The organism is uncultured Jatrophihabitans sp. (assembly GCF_964244045.1).
GTDB lineage: Bacteria > Actinomycetota > Actinomycetes > Mycobacteriales > Jatrophihabitantaceae > Jatrophihabitans.
In genome coordinates this window covers 110,634-128,564 of the sequence record NZ_CAXTHK010000006.1, presented here as the reverse complement: position 1 = coordinate 128,564, position 17,931 = coordinate 110,634, and the positions used below count along the sequence as shown (strand labels likewise).

21 protein-coding genes, 1 pseudogene and 1 riboswitch are annotated in these 17,931 nt (G+C 70.0%); of the genes and pseudogenes, 10 read left to right on the top strand and 12 right to left on the bottom strand.

Features of this window, described 5'->3' with window-relative positions:
• Positions 1 to 161 precede the first annotated feature (161 nt).
• Positions 162 to 896 (top strand): DUF2993 domain-containing protein, encoded by a 735-nt coding sequence (locus ACFFC4_RS07385; RefSeq protein ID WP_375499304.1) that lies wholly within the window; start codon positions 162 to 164, stop codon positions 894 to 896.
• A gap of 29 nt (positions 897 to 925) precedes the next feature.
• Here the strand turns inward: ACFFC4_RS07385 and ACFFC4_RS07380 are convergent, their stop codons facing one another.
• Positions 926 to 1,708 carry an enoyl-CoA hydratase/isomerase family protein gene (locus ACFFC4_RS07380; RefSeq protein WP_375499302.1) on the bottom strand — a complete coding sequence of 261 codons (783 nt, stop codon included), beginning with the start codon at positions 1,706 to 1,708 and terminating at the stop codon, positions 926 to 928.
• A 165-nt stretch (positions 1,709 to 1,873) separates the two neighbouring features.
• On the opposite strand from ACFFC4_RS07380, the gene ACFFC4_RS07375 reads away from it, so the two are divergent.
• Genes ACFFC4_RS07375 through ACFFC4_RS07365 form a run of 3 tightly spaced genes read left to right on the top strand, consistent with a single transcriptional unit; the run spans position 1,874 to position 4,298 of the window.
• On the top strand, positions 1,874 to 3,565 hold the full coding sequence (locus ACFFC4_RS07375) for a PP2C family protein-serine/threonine phosphatase (protein WP_375499300.1): 1,692 nt from the start codon (positions 1,874 to 1,876) through the stop codon (positions 3,563 to 3,565).
• Positions 3,562 to 3,906 (top strand): STAS domain-containing protein, encoded by a 345-nt coding sequence (locus ACFFC4_RS07370; RefSeq protein ID WP_375499298.1) that lies wholly within the window; start codon positions 3,562 to 3,564, stop codon positions 3,904 to 3,906. The genes ACFFC4_RS07375 and ACFFC4_RS07370 overlap by 4 nt, the downstream gene beginning before the upstream one ends.
• On the top strand, positions 3,903 to 4,298 hold the full coding sequence (locus tag ACFFC4_RS07365; RefSeq protein ID WP_375499296.1) for an ATP-binding protein: 396 nt from the start codon (positions 3,903 to 3,905) through the stop codon (positions 4,296 to 4,298). Before ACFFC4_RS07370 ends, ACFFC4_RS07365 begins: the two co-directional genes overlap by 4 nt.
• On the opposite strand, the gene ACFFC4_RS07360 is transcribed toward ACFFC4_RS07365, so the two are convergent.
• The 6 genes from ACFFC4_RS07360 to thiO are packed head-to-tail and all read right to left on the bottom strand — an operon-like array spanning position 4,264 to position 9,596.
• Positions 4,264 to 5,214, bottom strand: a complete 951-nt coding sequence (locus ACFFC4_RS07360; protein ID WP_375499294.1) for a carbohydrate kinase family protein — start codon at positions 5,212 to 5,214, stop codon at positions 4,264 to 4,266. The two genes, ACFFC4_RS07365 and ACFFC4_RS07360, sit on opposite strands and share 35 nt — an antisense overlap.
• Positions 5,211 to 6,110 (bottom strand): pseudouridine-5'-phosphate glycosidase, encoded by a 900-nt coding sequence (locus ACFFC4_RS07355; protein WP_375499292.1) that lies wholly within the window; start codon positions 6,108 to 6,110, stop codon positions 5,211 to 5,213. The genes ACFFC4_RS07360 and ACFFC4_RS07355 overlap by 4 nt, the downstream gene beginning before the upstream one ends.
• Positions 6,085 to 7,434: a purine-cytosine permease family protein gene (locus ACFFC4_RS07350; protein ID WP_375499290.1), complete on the bottom strand. Its 1,350-nt coding sequence runs from the start codon at positions 7,432 to 7,434 to the stop codon at positions 6,085 to 6,087. Before ACFFC4_RS07350 ends, ACFFC4_RS07355 begins: the two co-directional genes overlap by 26 nt.
• Complete coding sequence (locus ACFFC4_RS07345) at positions 7,431 to 8,228, bottom strand: thiazole synthase (RefSeq protein WP_375499288.1); 798 nt, start codon at positions 8,226 to 8,228, stop codon at positions 7,431 to 7,433. The genes ACFFC4_RS07350 and ACFFC4_RS07345 overlap by 4 nt, the downstream gene beginning before the upstream one ends.
• 7 nt (positions 8,229 to 8,235) lie before the next feature.
• Positions 8,236 to 8,436 carry a sulfur carrier protein ThiS gene (thiS, locus tag ACFFC4_RS07340; protein ID WP_375499286.1) on the bottom strand — a complete coding sequence of 67 codons (201 nt, stop codon included), beginning with the start codon at positions 8,434 to 8,436 and terminating at the stop codon, positions 8,236 to 8,238.
• Positions 8,433 to 9,596, bottom strand: a complete 1,164-nt coding sequence (gene thiO, locus ACFFC4_RS07335) for a glycine oxidase ThiO (protein WP_375499284.1) — start codon at positions 9,594 to 9,596, stop codon at positions 8,433 to 8,435. The genes thiS and thiO overlap by 4 nt, the downstream gene beginning before the upstream one ends.
• Positions 9,597 to 9,602: 6 nt before the next feature.
• Positions 9,603 to 9,709: riboswitch (TPP riboswitch) on the bottom strand.
• 17 nt (positions 9,710 to 9,726) lie between these two features.
• On the opposite strand from thiO, the gene thiE reads away from it, so the two are divergent.
• Positions 9,727 to 10,368 carry a thiamine phosphate synthase gene (gene thiE, locus ACFFC4_RS07330; RefSeq protein ID WP_375499282.1) on the top strand — a complete coding sequence of 214 codons (642 nt, stop codon included), beginning with the start codon at positions 9,727 to 9,729 and terminating at the stop codon, positions 10,366 to 10,368.
• Positions 10,369 to 10,434: 66 nt separating this feature from the next.
• On the opposite strand, the gene thiD is transcribed toward thiE, so the two are convergent.
• Positions 10,435 to 11,268, bottom strand: a complete 834-nt coding sequence (thiD, locus tag ACFFC4_RS07325) for a bifunctional hydroxymethylpyrimidine kinase/phosphomethylpyrimidine kinase (protein WP_375499280.1) — start codon at positions 11,266 to 11,268, stop codon at positions 10,435 to 10,437.
• Positions 11,269 to 11,322: 54 nt separating this feature from the next.
• On the opposite strand from thiD, the gene tenA reads away from it, so the two are divergent.
• Both tenA and ACFFC4_RS07315 read left to right on the top strand, forming a co-directional pair.
• The gene (gene tenA, locus ACFFC4_RS07320) at positions 11,323 to 11,991 is read left to right on the top strand and encodes a thiaminase II (RefSeq protein WP_375499278.1); all 669 of its coding nucleotides are present in this window, start codon (positions 11,323 to 11,325) and stop codon (positions 11,989 to 11,991) included.
• 27 nt (positions 11,992 to 12,018) lie between these two features.
• Positions 12,019 to 12,408 (top strand): VOC family protein, encoded by a 390-nt coding sequence (locus ACFFC4_RS07315; protein WP_375499276.1) that lies wholly within the window; start codon positions 12,019 to 12,021, stop codon positions 12,406 to 12,408.
• 4 nt (positions 12,409 to 12,412) lie between these two features.
• Here ACFFC4_RS07315 and ACFFC4_RS07310 read toward each other — a convergent pair whose 3' ends face one another.
• Both ACFFC4_RS07310 and ACFFC4_RS07305 read right to left on the bottom strand, forming a co-directional pair.
• Positions 12,413 to 12,865: an SRPBCC family protein gene (locus ACFFC4_RS07310; RefSeq protein WP_375499274.1), complete on the bottom strand. Its 453-nt coding sequence runs from the start codon at positions 12,863 to 12,865 to the stop codon at positions 12,413 to 12,415.
• Positions 12,862 to 13,167: an antibiotic biosynthesis monooxygenase family protein gene (locus tag ACFFC4_RS07305; RefSeq protein WP_375499272.1), complete on the bottom strand. Its 306-nt coding sequence runs from the start codon at positions 13,165 to 13,167 to the stop codon at positions 12,862 to 12,864. Before ACFFC4_RS07305 ends, ACFFC4_RS07310 begins: the two co-directional genes overlap by 4 nt.
• Before the next feature lie 92 nt (positions 13,168 to 13,259).
• Between ACFFC4_RS07305 and ACFFC4_RS07300 the strand changes: the two genes are divergently transcribed.
• Positions 13,260 to 14,288, top strand: coding sequence for a L,D-transpeptidase family protein (locus ACFFC4_RS07300; protein WP_375499270.1), 1,029 nt, complete (start codon positions 13,260 to 13,262; stop codon positions 14,286 to 14,288).
• Positions 14,289 to 14,294: 6 nt separating this feature from the next.
• Here ACFFC4_RS07300 and ACFFC4_RS07295 read toward each other — a convergent pair whose 3' ends face one another.
• A complete protein-coding gene (locus ACFFC4_RS07295) occupies positions 14,295 to 15,935 on the bottom strand; it encodes an ABC-F family ATP-binding cassette domain-containing protein (RefSeq protein ID WP_375499268.1) in 1,641 nt (546 codons plus the stop codon).
• Between the two features lie 21 nt (positions 15,936 to 15,956).
• Positions 15,957 to 16,607 carry a GPP34 family phosphoprotein gene (locus ACFFC4_RS07290; protein WP_375499266.1) on the bottom strand — a complete coding sequence of 217 codons (651 nt, stop codon included), beginning with the start codon at positions 16,605 to 16,607 and terminating at the stop codon, positions 15,957 to 15,959.
• Between the two features lie 26 nt (positions 16,608 to 16,633).
• On the opposite strand from ACFFC4_RS07290, the gene ACFFC4_RS07285 reads away from it, so the two are divergent.
• A complete protein-coding gene (locus ACFFC4_RS07285; RefSeq protein ID WP_375499264.1) occupies positions 16,634 to 17,428 on the top strand; it encodes a L,D-transpeptidase in 795 nt (264 codons plus the stop codon).
• A 43-nt stretch (positions 17,429 to 17,471) separates the two neighbouring features.
• A pseudogene (locus tag ACFFC4_RS07280) lies at positions 17,472 to 17,897 on the top strand (zinc ribbon domain-containing protein); the annotation flags it as partial.
• Positions 17,898 to 17,931 lie beyond the last annotated feature (34 nt).

Here is a 17,931-nt window from a genome sequence, read left to right as displayed (position 1 = left end):
CAGCGCCGCAGGAGCCAGCGCAGGTCGCGGGTGTCTACGAGGTGGACGGTGCCGCGCGGGTGGCCAGACCCTGCCGGGCAAGCCGCTCGGCCAGCAGCGCGGAGGTGGACCCGCGCTGTGTCTGCCGCGTGCCACCGACAACGGTTGGGTACGTCCCGGTGATGACGTCGACAGCGGAGCAGACGATCGCCCACCCGCGGCGACGCAGCCGCTGGCTGCGTCGGGTCCTCATCCTCGTCGTCGTACTGCTCGTGCTGTTGGTGGTCCTCGATCGCGGCGGGGATTACTTGGCCGAGCGGCTCGCGGCCGAGAACCTGCAGTCGTCACAGCACCTCGAGAACCGCCCCGACGTGTCGATCGACGGCGTGCCGTTCCTGACCCAGTTCGTGCGGCGCAACTACGACCACCTCATCGTTGACGCCGACGATCTGCCGGTGGCCGACGGCGCCCTCAACATCCAGCACCTGCACGTCGACATGAACAAGCTGACCCTGTCGCGCGACTTCGCCACCTTCCACGTCCAGAGCCTGACCGCCAAGGCAACGATCGACTACGCCGATCTGGGCAAGCGGCTCGGTGTCGACGTCCGCTACGTCGGGAACAGCCGGATCAGGGCGTCGAAGACCTTCGACCTACCGGTGATCGGCACCATCTCGCCGACCATCAGCGTGCGCCCCGCGCTGGTCAACGGCGCGCTGACGTTCGGCAAATCGTCGATCAACGGTGCGGGCGACAACCTGGGTGCCGTCGCAACCGCCCTGAACGAGATCTTCAACGTCTCGCTCCCGCTGGACGGGTTGCCCTTCGACATCAAGGTGCGCTCCCTGACCGTCGACCCGACCGGACTGCACGCCAGCTTCGTGGGCGCTGACCTCACCTCCCGCAACAACGATTGACGTCCCCCGTTTCGCTCCGCGCACGTCGCTCAGTCGAAAGCCGGGGCCCGCTTGGCCGCGAAGGCGCGGGTGCCCTCCTGACCGTCCGGCGAGGCGGCGCGGTCAGCGATCAACCGGCCCTCCAGCTCCATCTGCGTCTCCAGAGAGTTGTCGAAACTGGCCGTCAGCAGCTGCTTGATCGCGGCGTGGGAACCGCGCGAGCCGGCCGCGAGCAGCGTGGCTAGCGTCAACGCCTCGTCCAAGACCGTCCCGTCCGCGACGACCCGCGTCACGAGACCCCAGTCGAAGGCCTCGTTCGCGGTCAGCACCCGGTTCGTGAACATCAGCTCCTGCGCCCGGCGCAGCCCGACCACCCGAGGTAGGAAATACGACGAGCTGCCGTCCGGGCTCAGACCGATCTTGCTGTACGCCATCGTGAACTTCGCCGACTCGGCAGCCACCACGAGGTCACCCCCGGTGACCAGGCTGAAACCGGCTCCGGCGGCCGTTCCGTTCACCGCCACGATCAGCGGCGCCGGCATGCGGTTCAGCGTCGAGATCCCGCGGTGCAGGTCGTCGGCCAAACTCTTCAGCCCCACCGCCATGTTCGGGAACTCCAACATGGCCTTGACGTCGCCACCGGCGCAGAAGAACCGGCCGGCGCCGGTGAGCACGACTGCCCTCACCTGTTCGTCGCGATCAAGCGCTGCGGCGACGTCCGCAAGCTCGCGGGCCATCGTCGGATTCAGGCTGTTGGCGTCATCGGGACGATCAAGCGTCAGCACGGCAACGCGCTCTCGATACTCGATGGACAGCGTCGTGTGTTCGGCCATACCGGTCAGTATGCGGGGTGCATCGGGCCATGAAATTTCCGGCGTAGCGCCAGCAACCGGACAGACCCCGCGAGCCGGATCTAGACACCGTCTTTATCTCCGTGCACCCTAGGTAAAGGCCTAACCAGTCAGAGTGACACTGAGTAGTGCAAGGAGGGTGCTTCCGTGGTGGATGTCGGGCTCCGGCGTGGCCGGGTCTCGGCCGACGTCACGCAGCTCGTGCGGCCCGACCGACGCCGCGCCACGCCACGGTGGTTCGTTTTGCGCCCCACCGTGCTGAGTGTCGTCGTCTGCGCCGTGATCATGGCGCTGACAACTGCATCGTCGATCACCGTCGCCGTCGTCAACGACGCCAATGAGAACCGCCTCGAGCGGCTGCAGGCCCGCCAGACCGCGACCCTCGTGCAGTCCTTCATCCAGAACCTGGCGACGCCGCTGGCCTCGGCTGCCGAGATCGCGTCGGTGACGGGCGGCGACTCACCGAGCTTCCGGCGCTACGTCTCCAGCTTCATGGCCAAGCAGACGCGCTTCGTCTCCCTGTCGCTGTGGTCGGTGTCGGCGACGAACACGAGGGTGCTGACCGTCATCGACCGTGCCCCGCAGCTGGGCACGACCGGCCCTGCGGCAACCGCCTTCGTGCGCAAGGCCGCCACCGCCGGCGCGGTGTCCGTCAACGGCATCCTCACCGGGACCTCCACTGTGTTCGGCTACGGCTACGGCTCCTCGCGCGGCGCCACCCGTTACGTCGTGTACGTCGAGAGCCAGCTGCGCCAGCGTAGGCACACGAAGGTCAACAAGGATTCGCCGTTCGCGGACCTGCGCTACGCCCTCTACCTCGGCCGCCGTGCTGTGCCGGACAAGCTGCTGATCACGAGTGAGTTGACCCCCACCCTGCACGGGCACAAGACGGTCGCCACAGTGCCGTTCGGAACGGCCACGCTCACGCTGGTGATCGGTTCGCGCGGCTCGCTCGGCGGGCGGTACGCCGACCAGCGCTGGTGGGTCGTGCTGGTGCTGGGCGCGGCCGTCGCGCTCGGGGCCGGGGTGTTGACCGATCGACTGGTGAAGCGTCGACGCAAGGCCGAGGCGCTGACGAACGAGATCGACGCCCTGCTGCGCGATCAGCGCAGCATCGCCGAGTCACTGCAGCGCGCGCTCGTCCCGGACGGGCTGCCCACTCTGGCCGGGCTCGACCTGGGTGCGCGTTACCTGCCCGGCGTCAACGGCGTCGAGATCGGGGGCGACTGGTACGACATCGTCCCCGTCGACGACACCCACGTGTTCTTCGCCGTCGGCGACGTGTCGGGTCGCGGAATCGAGGCCGGCTCGGTGATGGCAGCGCTGCACTTCGCCATCCGTGCGTACGCGAGCGAGGGCCATGACCCGGTCACGGTGCTGCACCTGCTCGGCAGCCTGCTGACCATGCCCCGTGACCGGCATTTCGCCACCGTGGTGTGTGGGCTGATCGATGTCGAGACGGGGACGGTGACCGTTGCCAACGCCGGGCACCTGCCGATGCTCATCGTCGACGGGCCCGACAGCCGATTCGTCCAGACCCGTATCGGCCCACCGATCGGTGTGCAGCGGGGCGCGCGTTACGAGTCGACGACGGTCGAACTGCCGCCTGGGGCGACGCTGTTGGCCTACACCGACGGCCTCGTCGAACAGCGCGGAGAGACGTTGGACGATGGTTTGGCGCGCTTGCGAGCCGCGGCATCCCACACCTCGGCGCCGATCGACGCCATGCTGAACACGATCCTGGCGGAGCTCCAGCCGGCCGGGTCGGACGACGACACGGCGGTCCTGGCAATACGCCTCACACACCGCACGGCAGCAGCACGGGAGAGCCGACTGTGACTGATGAACATCCGGCGCCGCTCGAGGTGACCGAGCGGCACGACGACCAGGGCAGTTATGAGTTGCAACTGGCCGGTGAGGTCGACCTGTCGTCACTGCCTGTGATCAAGACACATCTCGATCGGATCCTCTCCGCCGCGCCGGTTCGGGTGAGCTTCGAGCTCAGCGAGGTCGGCTTCATGGACAGCTCCGGGATCGGAATGCTGCTCGAGGTCGCCGACGCGGTGCCCGACATCGCACTGGTCAATCCGTCCCCGGCCGTGTCCCGCCTTGTCGAGCTCTGCGGTCTGAGGTCGATCCTGCCGATGACGATGGTGCCGACCCTGCCGGTGACCCTGTGAAGTGCGAGTGCCGGCTGCCGGCCGAGCCGAGGTCGGTGGCGGCCGCGCGCTCGTTCGTGACCGAGGCAATGATCGGACACGCACCGGACACGGTGTTCCGCGCCGAGCTGCTCGTCTCCGAACTCGCCACCAATTGCATCGTGCACGCCGCCACGGCGTTCACCGTCACGCTCACGACTGCGGGCCGCGCGCTGCGGGTTGACGTCAGCGACGACGGCGACGGCCAGCCGGTGCTCGGGTCGCCGGCCGCCGACGAACCGCACGGCCGCGGTCTGCGTCTCGTCGACGCGCTGTCGACGAAGTGGGGTATTGCATCCTCGCCGCGCCGGGCGGGCAAGACGTTGTGGTTCTCACTGCTCACGTCACCCCCGGGCGCGCGCAGCTCGACCTGATGGAGTTGCTGCACTCTGTTCCGCGCGGTTTTCGGGGCGAATGTTCGGGGCGGGCGCCGACCGTCCCGACGGCGTGCGCGCCGAGCTGCGTACCGGCAACCAACGCCTCACCCACCTGGACGCCGGCGAGCCAAGCGGCCAGGAAGCCCGCGGCGAACGCGTCCCCGGCGCCGGTGGTGTCGACGACATCCGCGGGCACAGCTGGCACCGAGCGCACACCCGAGCCGTCCGACCACACGGCCCCGGCCGCGCCGCGCTTGACGACGGCAGTGCCGGTGCGCAGCGCGAGCGACTGCGCGGCCGCCGCCGCGTCGTCGAGTTCGGTGAGCACCAGCGCCTCGTCACTGTTGGCCAGGACCAAGACGTCCCGGCCGAGCCGGGCGAGGAAGTCCGGGTCGGTCTGCAGCGGTGCCGCCGACGCGGCGTCGACGACGATCGGCCAGCCGCGTTCCCGGGCGATCCGCATGGCCTCGAGCGCGAAGGGCCGGGAACCCGCGCCGAGCAACGCGTAGCCGGACACGTACAGCGCGTCGGCGTGCTCGGGCAGGTCGGGCGCGATCTCGCCCAGCCCGGCGTTGGCGCCGTTGTCGGGCACCATTGTCCGCTCGCCGTCCGGCGCCACGAGCACGATGCAGGTGCCGGTAGGGCGCTGCGGGTCGACGGACACCCGGGCCTCGACGCCGGCGTCGATCAGGTCGGCTACCGCCTGCCGCCCCAGGGCATCATCGCCCGCGCGGCCCACGAACGTGGCCTGTGCGCCGGCCGCCACCAGCCAGCAGGCGACATTGGCCGCCGCACCGCCGCCGGTGAGCCGCACCGGCGCGGGGGTGTCCGATCCCGGTGCCAGTGGTCCGGGCAGCCGGGCCAGCACGTCGACCATGAGGTCGCCGAGGCAGACGACGTGCGGCACGGTCACCCCGCGTAGGCCGCGGCGACCTCGGCCGCCAGCCGCGCGTTGTTCAGCACGAGCGCCACGTTCGCGGCCAGGGACGCCCCGTCCGTCTCGCGGTGGAAGAACTCGAGCAGGAACGGGGTGACGTCTTTGCCGTGCACTCCGGCGGCGTCGGCTGCGGCGAGCCCGGCGTGCAGCGTGGTGTTGTGCAGCTCGTGGTCGAGCTCGTCGGCGACGTCGATCGGGTTCGCCAGGACGAGCCCGTAGGCGGCGCTGCCGAGCTCGTCCTGGGCGCGCAGGACGTCGGCGACCTGCTGCGGCGACTGCGCCGTCCAGTACAGGCCGTGGCCGCTGTCGCGCAGGTAGAAACCGGGGAAGCGTTCGGTGCGGTAGCCGAGCACGCCGACGTTCAGCGTCTCGAGCCGCTCCAGGGTGGCACCGACGTCGAGGATGGATTTCACGCCGGCGCAGACGACGAGCACGGGCGTGCGCGACAGCGTGGTGAGGTCGGCCGATTCGTCCCAGGTGTCTCGGGCGCCGCGGTGCACACCGCCGAGTCCGCCGGTGGCGAACACCCGGATCCCCGCCCGGGCGGCCAGGTGCGCGGTTGACGCGACGGTGGTGGCGCCCACGCCGCCGCGGGCCGCGGCCACGGCAATGTCGCGCACCGACACCTTGTCGACGGACGGGTCGGACGCCACCCGGTCGAGCGCAGCGTCGTCGAGGCCGATGCGCGCCTGGCCGTCGACGACGGCGATGGTGGCCGGGGTCGCGCCGCCGGTGCGCACGGCGCCCTCGATCTCTCGGGCGATCCGCAGATTGTCCGGACGTGGCAGTCCGTGGCTGATGATCGTGCTCTCGAGCGCTACGACTGGTCGACCGGCCGCGAGCGCGTCAGCGACCTCGGGATGTACCAGCACGCTGCGTCGTCCTCTCGATCAGTCCGACCGGAAGGGTAACGAGGGCGGCCACGGCGAAGGAGATGAGGGATGCGCTCATCCAGTCACTGGGAGTGAAGTGCAGCCAGTCCTGGACGTGGCCCCACGCCCGTGACCACGGCCCGAGGTACCCCGGGTTGACGAGCTGGTAGGCGACGAAACCGACCAGCCACGGCAGCACCATGGCCAGGCGTAGCGGTGCGTGCTCGGACAGATCCCAGTTCTGCCGGGAGACCACGAACCAGTCGACGGCGAAGACGCCGAGCAGCGGAACGAACAGTGAGCCGATGAGCAGCAGGAAGTCCTGGTAGTTGCCGATGTCGAGCACGAGCGCGAGCACGGTGCACAGGCTGCCCAGCGCGACCGCGATCACCCGACGGTCCCAACGAGGGCGCAGGTTCTGCACCGACACCGCGGCCGAGAAGGTGTCGACGAAGGACTGATCGATCTCGCGGATGGCGAGCACCGCGAACGCCACCGTACCTATCGGTATGGCCATAAAGGCGCTGAAGATCTGTCCGTCGTCGCCCTTGGCCACCGTGACCAGCGCGATCAGACCGATGGCGTAGCAAGCGATCTGGCTGATCGAGTACCCCACGAACGTGCCGATGACCGTGTCGCGCGTCGACTTCGAATGGCGGGTGTAGTCGGCCGCGACGGGCACCCACGAGACGGCGACGCCGATGACCGAATCGACGGCGATCCAGAACCCGGTCCACGGCCCGTCGCCCAGAGCCGGCAGAGGATTGCGCAGGAGCTGAACCGCCAGGTACGCGAGCGCGATGATCACCGCGATGGTCACGTAGCGGCGCAGCAGTCGGATCCAGCCGAGCGGGCGCAGTGCGAGGGCTGTGGTCACAACGCCGGCCAGGACGACGTACACCCACCTCGGCACGCTGTCGGTGATCTGGTGCAGGGCGGTGCTGATGGTGACGATCTCGAACGTCGTCCAGCCGAGTAGCTGCACCACGTTGAGCACGGTGGGCAGCCACGACAGCCGTGCTCCGAACAACCCGCGCAGCAGCACCATCGCCGGAGACCCGGTGGCCGTGCCGGGTATGGCAGCCACCGCAACCGCCGCGGTGCCGAACACGGTGCCGACGACGAGCGCCAGCAGCGCTGCGCCGAGCGAGATGGCCGTGTCGCCCACCGGGTAGAGCACGTAGATCGCGCCGGTGAACCCCAGCAGGCTGACGCCCAGGTTGCCCCACATGCCGAGCTGATCGATCAGCCGCAACGAGCGAACGGCCGGCTGATCCAGCGTCAGCGGTGCCTCGTCGCTCGGCTTGTCTTCGACCGCGGTCATAACACGGCCATCCCTTGGGTGGGCGACGACGCCTGCGCGTGACGTCGCTTGGGGATGCGCCCAGCCCGGCTCGCGAGGCGGCCGGCCTGTACGGCGAACCGCATCGCCTCGGCCATGGCGCGCGGATCCTGCGCCCGGGTGACGGCCGAGGCGAGCAGTACCGCATCGCAGCCGAGCTCCATGGCGAGCGCGGCGTCAGACGCCGTGCCGATGCCGGCGTCCAGGATCACCGGCACGCTGGCCTCGCTGACGATCAGCTCGATGTTGTGCGGATTGCCGATGCCGAGACCCGTCCCGATCGGTGAGCCCAGGGGCATGACCGCGACGCACCCGGCCTGCTGCAGTCGACGGGCCAGGATCGGGTCGTCGTTGGTGTACGGGAAGACCCGGAACCCTAGCGCCACAAGGGTTTGTGCGGCGTCGAGCAGCTCGATCGGGTCGGGCAGCAGGGTGCGCTCGTCGGCCACAACTTCGAGCTTCACCCAGTCCGTCTCGAGCGCCTCGCGGGCCAGCTGCGCGGTGCGTACGGCCTCGCGGGCGGTGCGGCAACCGGCGGTGTTGGGCAGCACCCGCACGCCGCGGCGGTCGATGACGTCGATGATCGTGCCGCTGGTAGCCGCGTCGACCCGGCGCATCGCCACCGTGCACAGCGCCGTGCCCGACGCGTGCAGCGTCTCGTCCACGACCTGCAGACTTGGCGCGCCGCCTGTGCCCAGGATCAGCCGCGAGCCCAGCTCGACGCCCGCGACGACGAAACTGTCCTGATCGCCGCTATGCGCTTGTTCGCTCCGCAAGCGTCGCTCATCCACCCTGCACCGCCGTGATGATCTCGACGTCGGCGCCGTCGGCAAGCGTTGTGTCGTCCCATTCCGAGCGCGGCACCACCGAGCCGTCGAGGACCACCGCGCTGCCGCGAGCCGATCCCGTCTCGGCCAGGATCAGCGCGGAGAGCGTAGTGCCGTCCTCGGCATCGAAGGGCTTGCCGTTGAGCAGGATCGTCATGTCCCGCCTCCGTTCGTGATCAGGTGCCGCTCGATACTTCCGTTTACATCGGCGAAGCGATTCGGTGCGAACGGGGCCAGCACCTCGGGCAGCGCACCGTAGGTGATCAAGGCGGCGACGCCGTCGGCCGTCACCGGGGTCAGCAGGATGCCGTTGCGGTAGTGCCCGGTCGCGAGCACAAGGCCGTCGAGCACGCCTGCGCCGACCAGTGGCGCGTTGTCGGGGGAGCCGGGACGTAGGCCCGTGCACACCTCGTCCAGAACGGCCTCGCCGAGCTCAGGCACCAGCGACTGCGCGTCGCGCAGCAACTCGTACACGGCACCGGCTCGCGGCGACCGGTCGAAGCCGGCTTCCTCGGTCGACGCGCCGACCACGAGGCGTCCATCGGCGCGGGGCACGATGTAGATCGGCGTGCCCTTCACGGCCCCGCGCACGACGTGTTCCAGCAGCGGCGGGCCGGGCAGGCGTAGTCGCAGCGTCTGACCCTTCACCGGCCGGATCGGCGGTGCGGTGCCGTACGGCAGGCCGTCGATCGATGCCGACCAGCAGCCGGCGGCGAGCACGACCGTCCCGGCCGAGCAGACCGTGCCGTCGGACAGTCGCGCGCCGGTGACCCGCGCACCGTCGGTGACGATCGACGCGTTGGACAGCACCGTCTGCACGCCTCGACGCCGCCCGGCCTCGAGCAGCGCCGCATGCAACAGGCGGGGATCGACCTGGTGATCGCCCGGTGCGAACAGCGCGCCCGGCAGCCCCGGCGCCACCGCCGGTTCGAGGGTCCGCAACTCACGGCCGGTGATCAACTCGGCGCGCGCGCCGAGCCGCTGCGCGAAGGCGTGCAGGTCGCGCAGGGCGGCGAGATCCGCGCCATCCCAGGCAACCGCCACCGTTCCCGTCTCGCGGTAACCGGTCGGCAGCCCGGACTCCTCGCTGACCTCGGCCGCGAACGACGCATACCGCGCCAAGGAGTCGAGGTTCAGCGTCAGCAGCGGCGTCTCGGTGTAGTGCAGTTCGGTGATCGGGGCAAGCATCCCCGCCGCGGTGTGCCACGCGCCGCGACCCGGTTCGGGATCGACGAGCGTGACGGTCAGGCCGCGTTGCGCGCACCGCCATGCGCTCGCGGCACCGATGGCGCCTGCGCCCACGATCAGAACGTCCACTGGTACGTGCTCAGACATATGCTCCCTCGCGCCGGCATTACCCGGATCAGGTTCGACGGTCGGCCTGCTGGCCCTCTCAGCCCGCCCCGCGGCGAGCTCCCGTTGCGACGCCAACCCTACGCTGGGCGGCGTGTCAACGCTCGAGCACGCCCGCCTGTACCTCTGCACCGACTCGCGGTCACGCACTGGTGACCTCGCCGACTTCCTCGATGTCGTCCTGGCCAACGGGGTCGACGTGGTGCAGCTGCGCGAGAAGGGTCTTGAGGCGCGCGCGGAGATGCGCTTGCTCGAGACGTTCGCGGCGGCCGCCGAACGTCACGACGCGCTGTGGGCGGTCAACGACCGCGCCGATGTCGCTCGCGCGGTCGGCGCGCCGATCCTGCATCTCGGCCAGGACGACCTGCCCGTGCCCGTCGCCCGCGACATTGTGGGGGAGGGCGTCCTGCTCGGCCGCTCGACGCACTCACCGGGCCAGGCTGACGCCGCCCGCACCGAGAACGACGTCGCCTACTACTGCTGCGGCCCGACCTGGACGACGCCGACGAAACCGGGTCGCCCGGCTGCAGGAGTCGAACTGCTTGGGCACGCCGCCGCTCACCAGGACGAGCGGCCGTGGTTCGCGATCGGCGGGATCGAGTCGCTCGAGCGCCTCGACGAGGTCATCGCCCGCGGCGCGCGACGAGCCGTCGTGGTCCGAGCCATCACCGACGCCGAGGACCCCGGCGCCGCCGCGTCCGCTTTCGCCGCCCGCCTGCGCGCGATCAGTCCATGAGCGGCTTGTCGGCTGAGATGGTCGTGATTCGTAGGGAGATCACGACCATCTCGGCGGACAAGCCGATCAGTCCGGCCAGTCCTTGATCCGCCAGAAATGGCCGACGGGCCCGAGGCCGGCGCCGAGCGGGAATGACCCGGCGACCGCGCCGGTGACGAACGCCTTGCCCTCGCGCACCGCGTCCACCAGCGACAAGCCGCGCGCCAGAGCCGCAGTGATCGACGAAGCCAGCGAGTCACCCGACCCGTGGGTGTGCGCGGTGGTGTGCCGCGCCGCGGTGAACTCCGTCCATGTCGTGCCGTCGTAGAGCAGGTCGATCGCGTCGCCGTCGGGCAGGTGGCCACCCTTGACCAGCACCGCCTGTGGCCCAAGCGCGAGCAGGGCGTGGGCGGCGTCTTTCATGTCATCGCGGGTGCGGACGTCGACGCCGGTGAGCAGCTTGACCTCACCGAGGTTCGGCGTGATCAGGCTGGCCAGCGGCACGATCACATCGCGCAACACCTCGAACGCATCGGGACGCAACAGCGGATCACCGTGCTGCGAAGCAGCCACCGGATCGACGACGAACGGGGTGATGTGCAGGCGGGTGACGACCTCGGCCACCGCCGTCATGATCGCGGCCGACGCCAGCATGCCGGTCTTCGCGGCGTCGACGCCGATGTCAGTCGTCACCGACTCGATCTGGTCGGCCACAGCCTGCGGCGGGAGTTCGTAGAACCCCGAGACGCCGAGGGAGTTCTGCACGGTGACCGCGGTGATCGCCGACATGCCGTGCACCCGGCAGGCCAGGAACGTCTTCAGATCGGCCTGCGCTCCGGCGCCCCCACCGGAATCCGAACCAGCAATCGTGAGCGCCGTAACTGGCTGGCCCGGATGCACCGTGTCAGTATTCACTCTCATCCCATCGACGACCGCGCAGCCGCGTGACGCGAGTGAGCAATACAGAGGAGCGGCGTGGCCGACACGTGGAAGGACTGGTTGTGGGACGGCGCCAGTGACATCTACGACGCGATCCTGACGCACCCGTTCCTCGACGGCCTGACGACCGGCACGCTCGAGTCCGAACGATTCACCTACTACATCGCTCAGGACGCCGCCTACCTGCGTGACTACGCCCGGGCGCTGTCGATCCTCGCCAGCAAGGCGGTCTCGCACGCCGACACGGCCATGCTCGCCAGCCACTCGGCCGACACCGCCGATGTCGAATTGTTGCTGCATTCCTCGCTGCTGCCGGCCCTCGACATCAGCGGCGAGCAGCTCGCCGGCGTCACGATCTCACCAACCACCCGGGCCTACACGTCCTACCTGCTGGCGGTCACCCACGGCGGCACATTCGCCGAGGGCTTGGCCACGGTGCTGCCCTGCTACTGGATCTACCAGCGCGTCGGTGCCGAATTGATCAAAGAGGGCTCGTCCGAGAAGCGGTACCAGCTCTGGATCGACACCTACGGCGGGGACGAATTCGCCGTCGCCGTCGAGGAGGCGCTCGAGCTCGCCGACCGCGTCGGCGTCGGGTTGGCCGGCGGCGAAGCGTGGCGCACCCGCGAGCATTTCCGCACCGTTGCCCGCTACGAGTGGATGTTCTGGGACGCTGCGTGGCGCCAGGAGTCATGGCCGGTCTGAGCCGGTCTGAGCCGGTCTGAGACCGCCGTGCTCGACCACGTCACCATCGCCGCGTCCGATCTCGACCGCAGCCTCACGTTCTACGAGGCCGCGCTCGGCGCGCTCGGGTTCGTCCGGCTCGACGAACTCGTCGACGAGGAGGAGGACGACGCGCAGATCGAGGCTGCCGGTTGGGGCGAACCCGGTGGGCGAGCACTGATCTGGGTGGTGACCTCGCCGACGCCGACGCAGGGCGTGCACGTCGGCCTACGCGCCGCGACGAGCGCTGCAGTCGAGGCCTTTCACGACGCTGCGCTGGCTGCGGGAGGCAGCGAACATTCGGGCCCCCGGCGCTGGCCGCTCTACCGACGCGGCGAGTTCAACGCCATCGTGCGTGATCCGGACGGCAACCTGGTCGAGGCCGTAGCGCCCGAGTAGGCGATCAGATCAGCGACTCGAGCGTGCGCTTGAGCTGGATGACGGTGTCGTCGGCGATCGGCTGGAAACCCTTACGTAGAAGGGGTTCCGCCAACCGGAAGACGCCCTTGAACCGGAAATGCGCGCGGTAGGTGATCACGGTGTGCTCGCCGTCCTCGCCCGGTTCGCTGCGGAACGTCAGGTCGTCCGTGGCCTCGACGGTCTTGTTCACGCCGGTAAAGGTCAGGTGCTCGTCCGGGTCGAGCCGGACGACGCGGTAGTCGAGTTCGGTACGCCGGCCGCGGTACTCCGACGTGTTGTGGAACGTTGCGCCCACGACCAACGGACCGTCACCGTCGGTGCGCACGGTGGTGACGGTGCCCGGGTCCCACTGCTCGGTGTGGGTGAAGTCCGACAGGTAGGCGAAGACGTGCGCCAGGGGGCGCTCGATGACGACCTCGCGTTCTACGGTGATCACCGGACGTCGCGGAAGTGCTCGACGACCGGCGGCTGCGCGAAGTGCGGCCCGATGGCGCCGCGCCACTGGGCGAACCGATCGGAGCCACGAAAATTCTGCTCGTGCGCCTCGACCGATTCCCACTCGACGAGCAGGGTGAAGCGCGACGGCGATTCGACGCCGCGCGTCATCCGGACGGAGCGACAACCCGGCGTCGAGGTGAGCACCTCACGCACGCCGCGATAGGCGGTCTCGAAGTCCTCTTCGGCACCGGGGTTGATCTCGATGAGGGCGACCTCGAGCACATCGTGGGAATCGGTCATGCACGTAGCGTGACAGGCGAACCTGAGCAGGATCGACGGGGTCTCCGCGCGGCGGATTGGTTCACACCAGCCACAACTGGCACACTCGCCCCATGTCCGTCGGCCGGGTCGTCGCTGCGCTCACGGCGTCCCTCGCCGTCGGTGGGTGTGCCGTCGTCGTGTTCGGCATGAGCCACGCGGACAGCACGCCGGACGCGGCAGCCCGCACGACGAGCAGTGCGGCGCCGACCTCGCGGCCCGCCTACGTACCTGTCAGTCCGCCGTCCTCGACCCAACGGCCGGTGGTGACCGCACGCCCTGCCGCGGCGTCGCCGACGCCGGCATCGACGGCCGCACGTGCTGCCGTCACTTCGGCCGTCCCGTCCGCCGTCGTGACGACCACGCACCCCGCGACCCACCCGGTCACGACGGCCCGTCCCTTGGTAGTAGACCCGCAGACGTCCCGGCCGACGACCCGTCCGGGCGCCCAGGTCACCCCGCGCCACGCGGCCCCGGTCGCGCGTGCCGCGCCCAAGGCGACCGGGCAGCGGCTACCGCTGCGGTACTCCACCGGCAGCGCGACGCGCGTCATCACGGTCACCGCTCGCTCGCACGGCAGCACCGTCGCCACCCTGCAGGCCTGGAGGAAGGTCGCCGGCGGCTGGCAGAAGTACGGCACGTCGATCACCGCGCACGTCGGCGCGCAGGGCATCGGCACGGCGAGTGAGATGACGTCGCGCACGCCCGCGGGCACGTTCACGCTGACGCAGGCCTTCGGCCGGATGAGCGACCCTGGCACCGCGCTGCCGTACGTCAAGACGACGCCGTCCGACTACTGGATCAGCGACGGTGGCCGGCTCTACAACACCCGCCAACGGTGCGGGTCTTGCGGCTACAACGACGGCGTCAACGAGCGGCTGTACTACGAGACGCCTTACTACAACTACGCAGTGGTCATCGACTACAACACCCGCAATGCTCCCGGAGGCGTACACGCCGGCAAGGGCAGCGCATTTTTCCTGCATGTCACGGACGGCAAGCCGACCGCCGGCTGCGTCGCCGTTCCGCAGAGCCGATTGGTGCCGTTGCTGAGGTGGCTGACGCCTGCCGCCCACCCGCGGATCCTCATCGGTGTCGTCTGAACGCTGTCAGAGCTCGCGGACGGTGCCGGCGTCGACGGACAGCCGCCGGTTGACGCGCACGGCGTCGAGCAAACGACGGTCGTGACTGACGAGCAGCATCGTGCCCGGATACGTCGCCAGCGCCTGCTCGAGCTGCTCGATGGCCGGCAGGTCGAGGTGGTTGGTGGGCTCGTCGAGCACGAGCAGGTTGACTCCGCGCGCTTGCAGCAGCGCGAGCGCTGCGCGGGTGCGTTCACCGGGGGAGAGGGTCTCTGCGGTGCGTGCGATGTGGTCGGCGCGCAGCCCGAACTTGGCCAGCAGCGTGCGGACCTCGGCGTCGGGCCAGTCGGGCAGCAGCCGGCCGAACGCCCGCGGCAACGTCTCGTCCGAGCCGAGCAGCAACCGGGCCTGATCGACGCCGCCGACCAGGACGCCCGGCCCCAGCGACGACCGCCCGGCCGACAGTTCGACCTGCCCGAGCAGGGCGTTCAGCAGTGTCGTCTTGCCGCTGCCGTTGGGCCCGGTGATCATCATCCGGTCACCCCAATCGACCTGCAGGTCGACGGGCCCGAGCACGAAGCTGCCGCGCTCGACCACCGCGTGATCGAGCACAGCGACCACCGCGCCCGCGCGTGGGGCGGCCGCAATCTCGAGCTGCAGCTGCCATTCCTTGCGCGGTTCCTCCACCACCTCCAGGCGCTCGATCGCCCGCTCCGTCTGGCGCGCCTTGGCGGCCTGTTTCTCGGTGTTCTCCTGCCGGAACTTGCGGGTCAGCTTGTCGGGGTCCGAGCCGGCTTTGCGACGCGCGTTGCGCACGCCGTGCTCCAGCCAGTTGCGCTGCATCTGCGCCCGGTCGCCGAGGTCGGAGAGCCGTCCCGAGTACTCCTCATAGGCCTCGCGGGCGCTCCGACGCGCGGTGGCGCGTTCGTCGAGATAGGCCTGATACCCCCCGTCGAAGTGCGCGATCCGACGCTGCGCGAGGTCCAGCTCGACGATGCCGGTGACCGTCCGGGCGAGGAACTCGCGGTCGTGGCTGACTACCACGACGCCGGCCCGCTGCGCGGTGACGAAGTCCTCCAGCAGGGCGAGCCCATCGAGGTCCAGGTCGTTCGTCGGCTCGTCGAGGGCGAAGACGTCGAAGCGGGCGAGTAGCAACGACGCCAACCCGGCGCGCGCCGCCTGTCCGCCGGACAGCGAGGTCATCAGCGCCCCGGGGCCGACGTCCAGGCCAATACGCACGAGCTCGGGCTCGATGCGCTCGTCGAGGTCGGCCGCGCCCAGCGCGAGCCACCGGTCGAGTGCGTCGGCATAGACGTCGTCGGCACCGGGTGCGCCGTCGGCGAGCGCAGCCGATGCGCTCTCCAACTCGGCGTTGGCATCGGCCACCCCGGTGCGACGCGCCAGGAAGTCGCCGACGGTCTCGCCGGCGCGGCGCTCGGTCTCCTGCGCCAGGTAGCCGACCGTCGCGGTGGCGGGCACCAGGGTGACGGTGCCGGTGTCCGGCTCGACCAACCCGCTGAGCATCCGCAGCAGCGTCGACTTACCGGCCCCGTTGACGCCGACGAGACCGATCACCGAACCCGCAGCGACGACGAGGTCGAGACCGTCGAACAGCACCCGGGCCCCGAACGCGGCACCGGCGTTCTTGACGACGATCGAGGCGGACACTCGATCACCCTAAAGAAGCGGTCAGCCGCCGCCACCACTCGCACCGAGCTGGGCCATGGCGGCGCGGGTGCGGATGCGGATGCTGGCGTGCTGGACGAGCGGTTCGTACGGTCCGCACTCGTCCCACCGCAGTTCCAGCGCGCCGTGCCCGCCGCCGAGGGCGAACAGCTGGTCGGCGAGGACGAGAGTGGCGAACTCGTGGTGCGAGCGGGCCGGCCTGGCATCCTGGGCGATCGCGTCCAGGTGCTCGCGCAACGCGGGGTAGCGGTCCTGCTGGGCACGGAACACCCGACCACCCGGCCGCAGCGGCGCCGCTTTCACCCGCCACTCACCGGCGTCGACGAGGCGTTGGGCGACGTCGCGAGCGCGCACGCGTCCGCGGTCGATCCAGGACGTCTCGCTGTCGAACCCGCCGTGTAGCAACTGGTCGCACACGACGTCCTCGTACTCGCCGTCGGGCGCACCCTCGTCGATGTAGGTGGTGTTGTCGCTGTCGTCGATGCGCCCGGTGAGCCGCAGATCGATCAGGACGCCGGCGCGGACCGCCAGATCCCAGGGTGGCCCGGCCGTCAGCTGACCGCGCCGGTCGATGCCCAGCCGCAGCAACCACAGCGCAACGCTGTCGATCGGCTCGGCGTCCGTGTACCAGTCCTGCCCGCCGCCCGAGGTCACCGGGACATCGTGCCACCCTGGAGGCCGTGCACCGGTCCCGTGTCGTCCTTGCGGCCCTGGCCCTCACGCTCGGCGCGTGTTCGAGCGGGGGCGGCGCGACGGTGGCAAGCCGCCGGCCGTCCAGACCGGTCGCGTCCCTTCCGTCGACCGCGGTCGCACCTACCCCGACGAGCCCGACGACGTCCCAGGCACCGAGCCCGCAGCCCCGCAGCGGACGTGCACTGCCGCTGGCCGTGGGCACCGGCAACTCCGGGCAGGTGATCACCGTGGTGGCGTCCTCGCACGCCAGCACCACAGCCCAGCTGCAGGCCTGGACGAAGGTGCCCGGCGGCTGGCGCAAGGAGGGCCCGGCGATCACCGCGCACGTCGGCTCGGGCGGCATCGGCAAAGCCAGCGAGGGCTCGACGCGCACCCCGGCCGGTAGCTTCACACTGACCCAGGCGTTCGGGCACGACGCGAACCCCGGCACCCGGCTGCCGTTTGTGCACACCACCCCGGCCGACTGGTGGATCAGCGAGCCGTCGTCGCCGCTGTACAACACCCGGCAGCGGTGCGCGTCGGCGTGCAGCTTCACGCGCGGCGACCCGAACGAGCACCTGTACTACGAGACGCCGTACTACGACTACGCCGTGGTCATCGACTACAACACCGCGAACGCGCCGGGTGGCATCCGTGCTGGCGCAGGCAGCGCGTTCTTCCTGCACGTCACCGACAGCGACCCGACGCAGGGGTGTGTGTCGATCCCGAAGGCCCGGCTGATCGCTGTGCTGCGATGGCTGCGCCCGGCCCAACACCCGCGCATCCTGATCGGCGTGGCGTAGCCGGAAAGTCGTGTCATGATTCCCCGGTGCTGACCTGCACCTCTTGCGGCGCCGAGAATCCGCAGCGAGCAAGCTCTGCCACGAGTGCGGCACGTCCTTGGCCCGAGCCTGCAAAGCGTGCGGAGCCGCGCTGTCCGCCATGCAGCGTTTCTGCGGTGAGTGCGGCACTCCCCATGCCGTCACCGCTCCCGCACCGGTGTCGCCGGCGCCGACGCAGACCGAGCGTCGGGTGTGTTCGGTGCTCTTCGTCGACCTCGTGGGGTTCACGCCGCTGTCGGAGGCCCGTGACGCCGAGGACGTCCGGGAGCTGCTGTCGCAGTATTTCGAGCGGGCGCGGACGATCATCGAGCGGTACGGCGGAGTGGTCGAGGAATTCATCGGCGACGCGGTGAGGGCCATCTTGGGCACGCCGGTAGCCGTCGAGGGCGACGCCGAGCGCGCGGTGCGTGCCGGGCTGGACCTTGTCGTGGTGAACACGGCGGCGCGCGTGCAGACCGTGGCAA

Excerpts from the sequence above, each read along its gene's own strand:
- ACFFC4_RS07380 (WP_375499302.1), bottom strand. The coding sequence starts at position 1,708 with ATGGCCGAACACACGACGCTGTCCATCGAGTATCGAGAGCGCGTTGCC.
- ACFFC4_RS07300 (WP_375499270.1), top strand. The coding sequence starts at position 13,260 with ATGTCCGTCGGCCGGGTCGTCGCTGCGCTCACGGCGTCCCTCGCCGTC.
- ACFFC4_RS07305 (WP_375499272.1), bottom strand. The coding sequence starts at position 13,167 with ATGACCGATTCCCACGATGTGCTCGAGGTCGCCCTCATCGAGATCAAC.
- thiD (WP_375499280.1), bottom strand. The coding sequence starts at position 11,268 with ATGAGAGTGAATACTGACACGGTGCATCCGGGCCAGCCAGTTACGGCG.
- ACFFC4_RS07385 (WP_375499304.1), top strand. The coding sequence starts at position 162 with ATGACGTCGACAGCGGAGCAGACGATCGCCCACCCGCGGCGACGCAGC.
- ACFFC4_RS07350 (WP_375499290.1), bottom strand. The coding sequence starts at position 7,434 with ATGACCGCGGTCGAAGACAAGCCGAGCGACGAGGCACCGCTGACGCTG.
- thiS (WP_375499286.1), bottom strand. The coding sequence starts at position 8,436 with ATGACGATCCTGCTCAACGGCAAGCCCTTCGATGCCGAGGACGGCACT.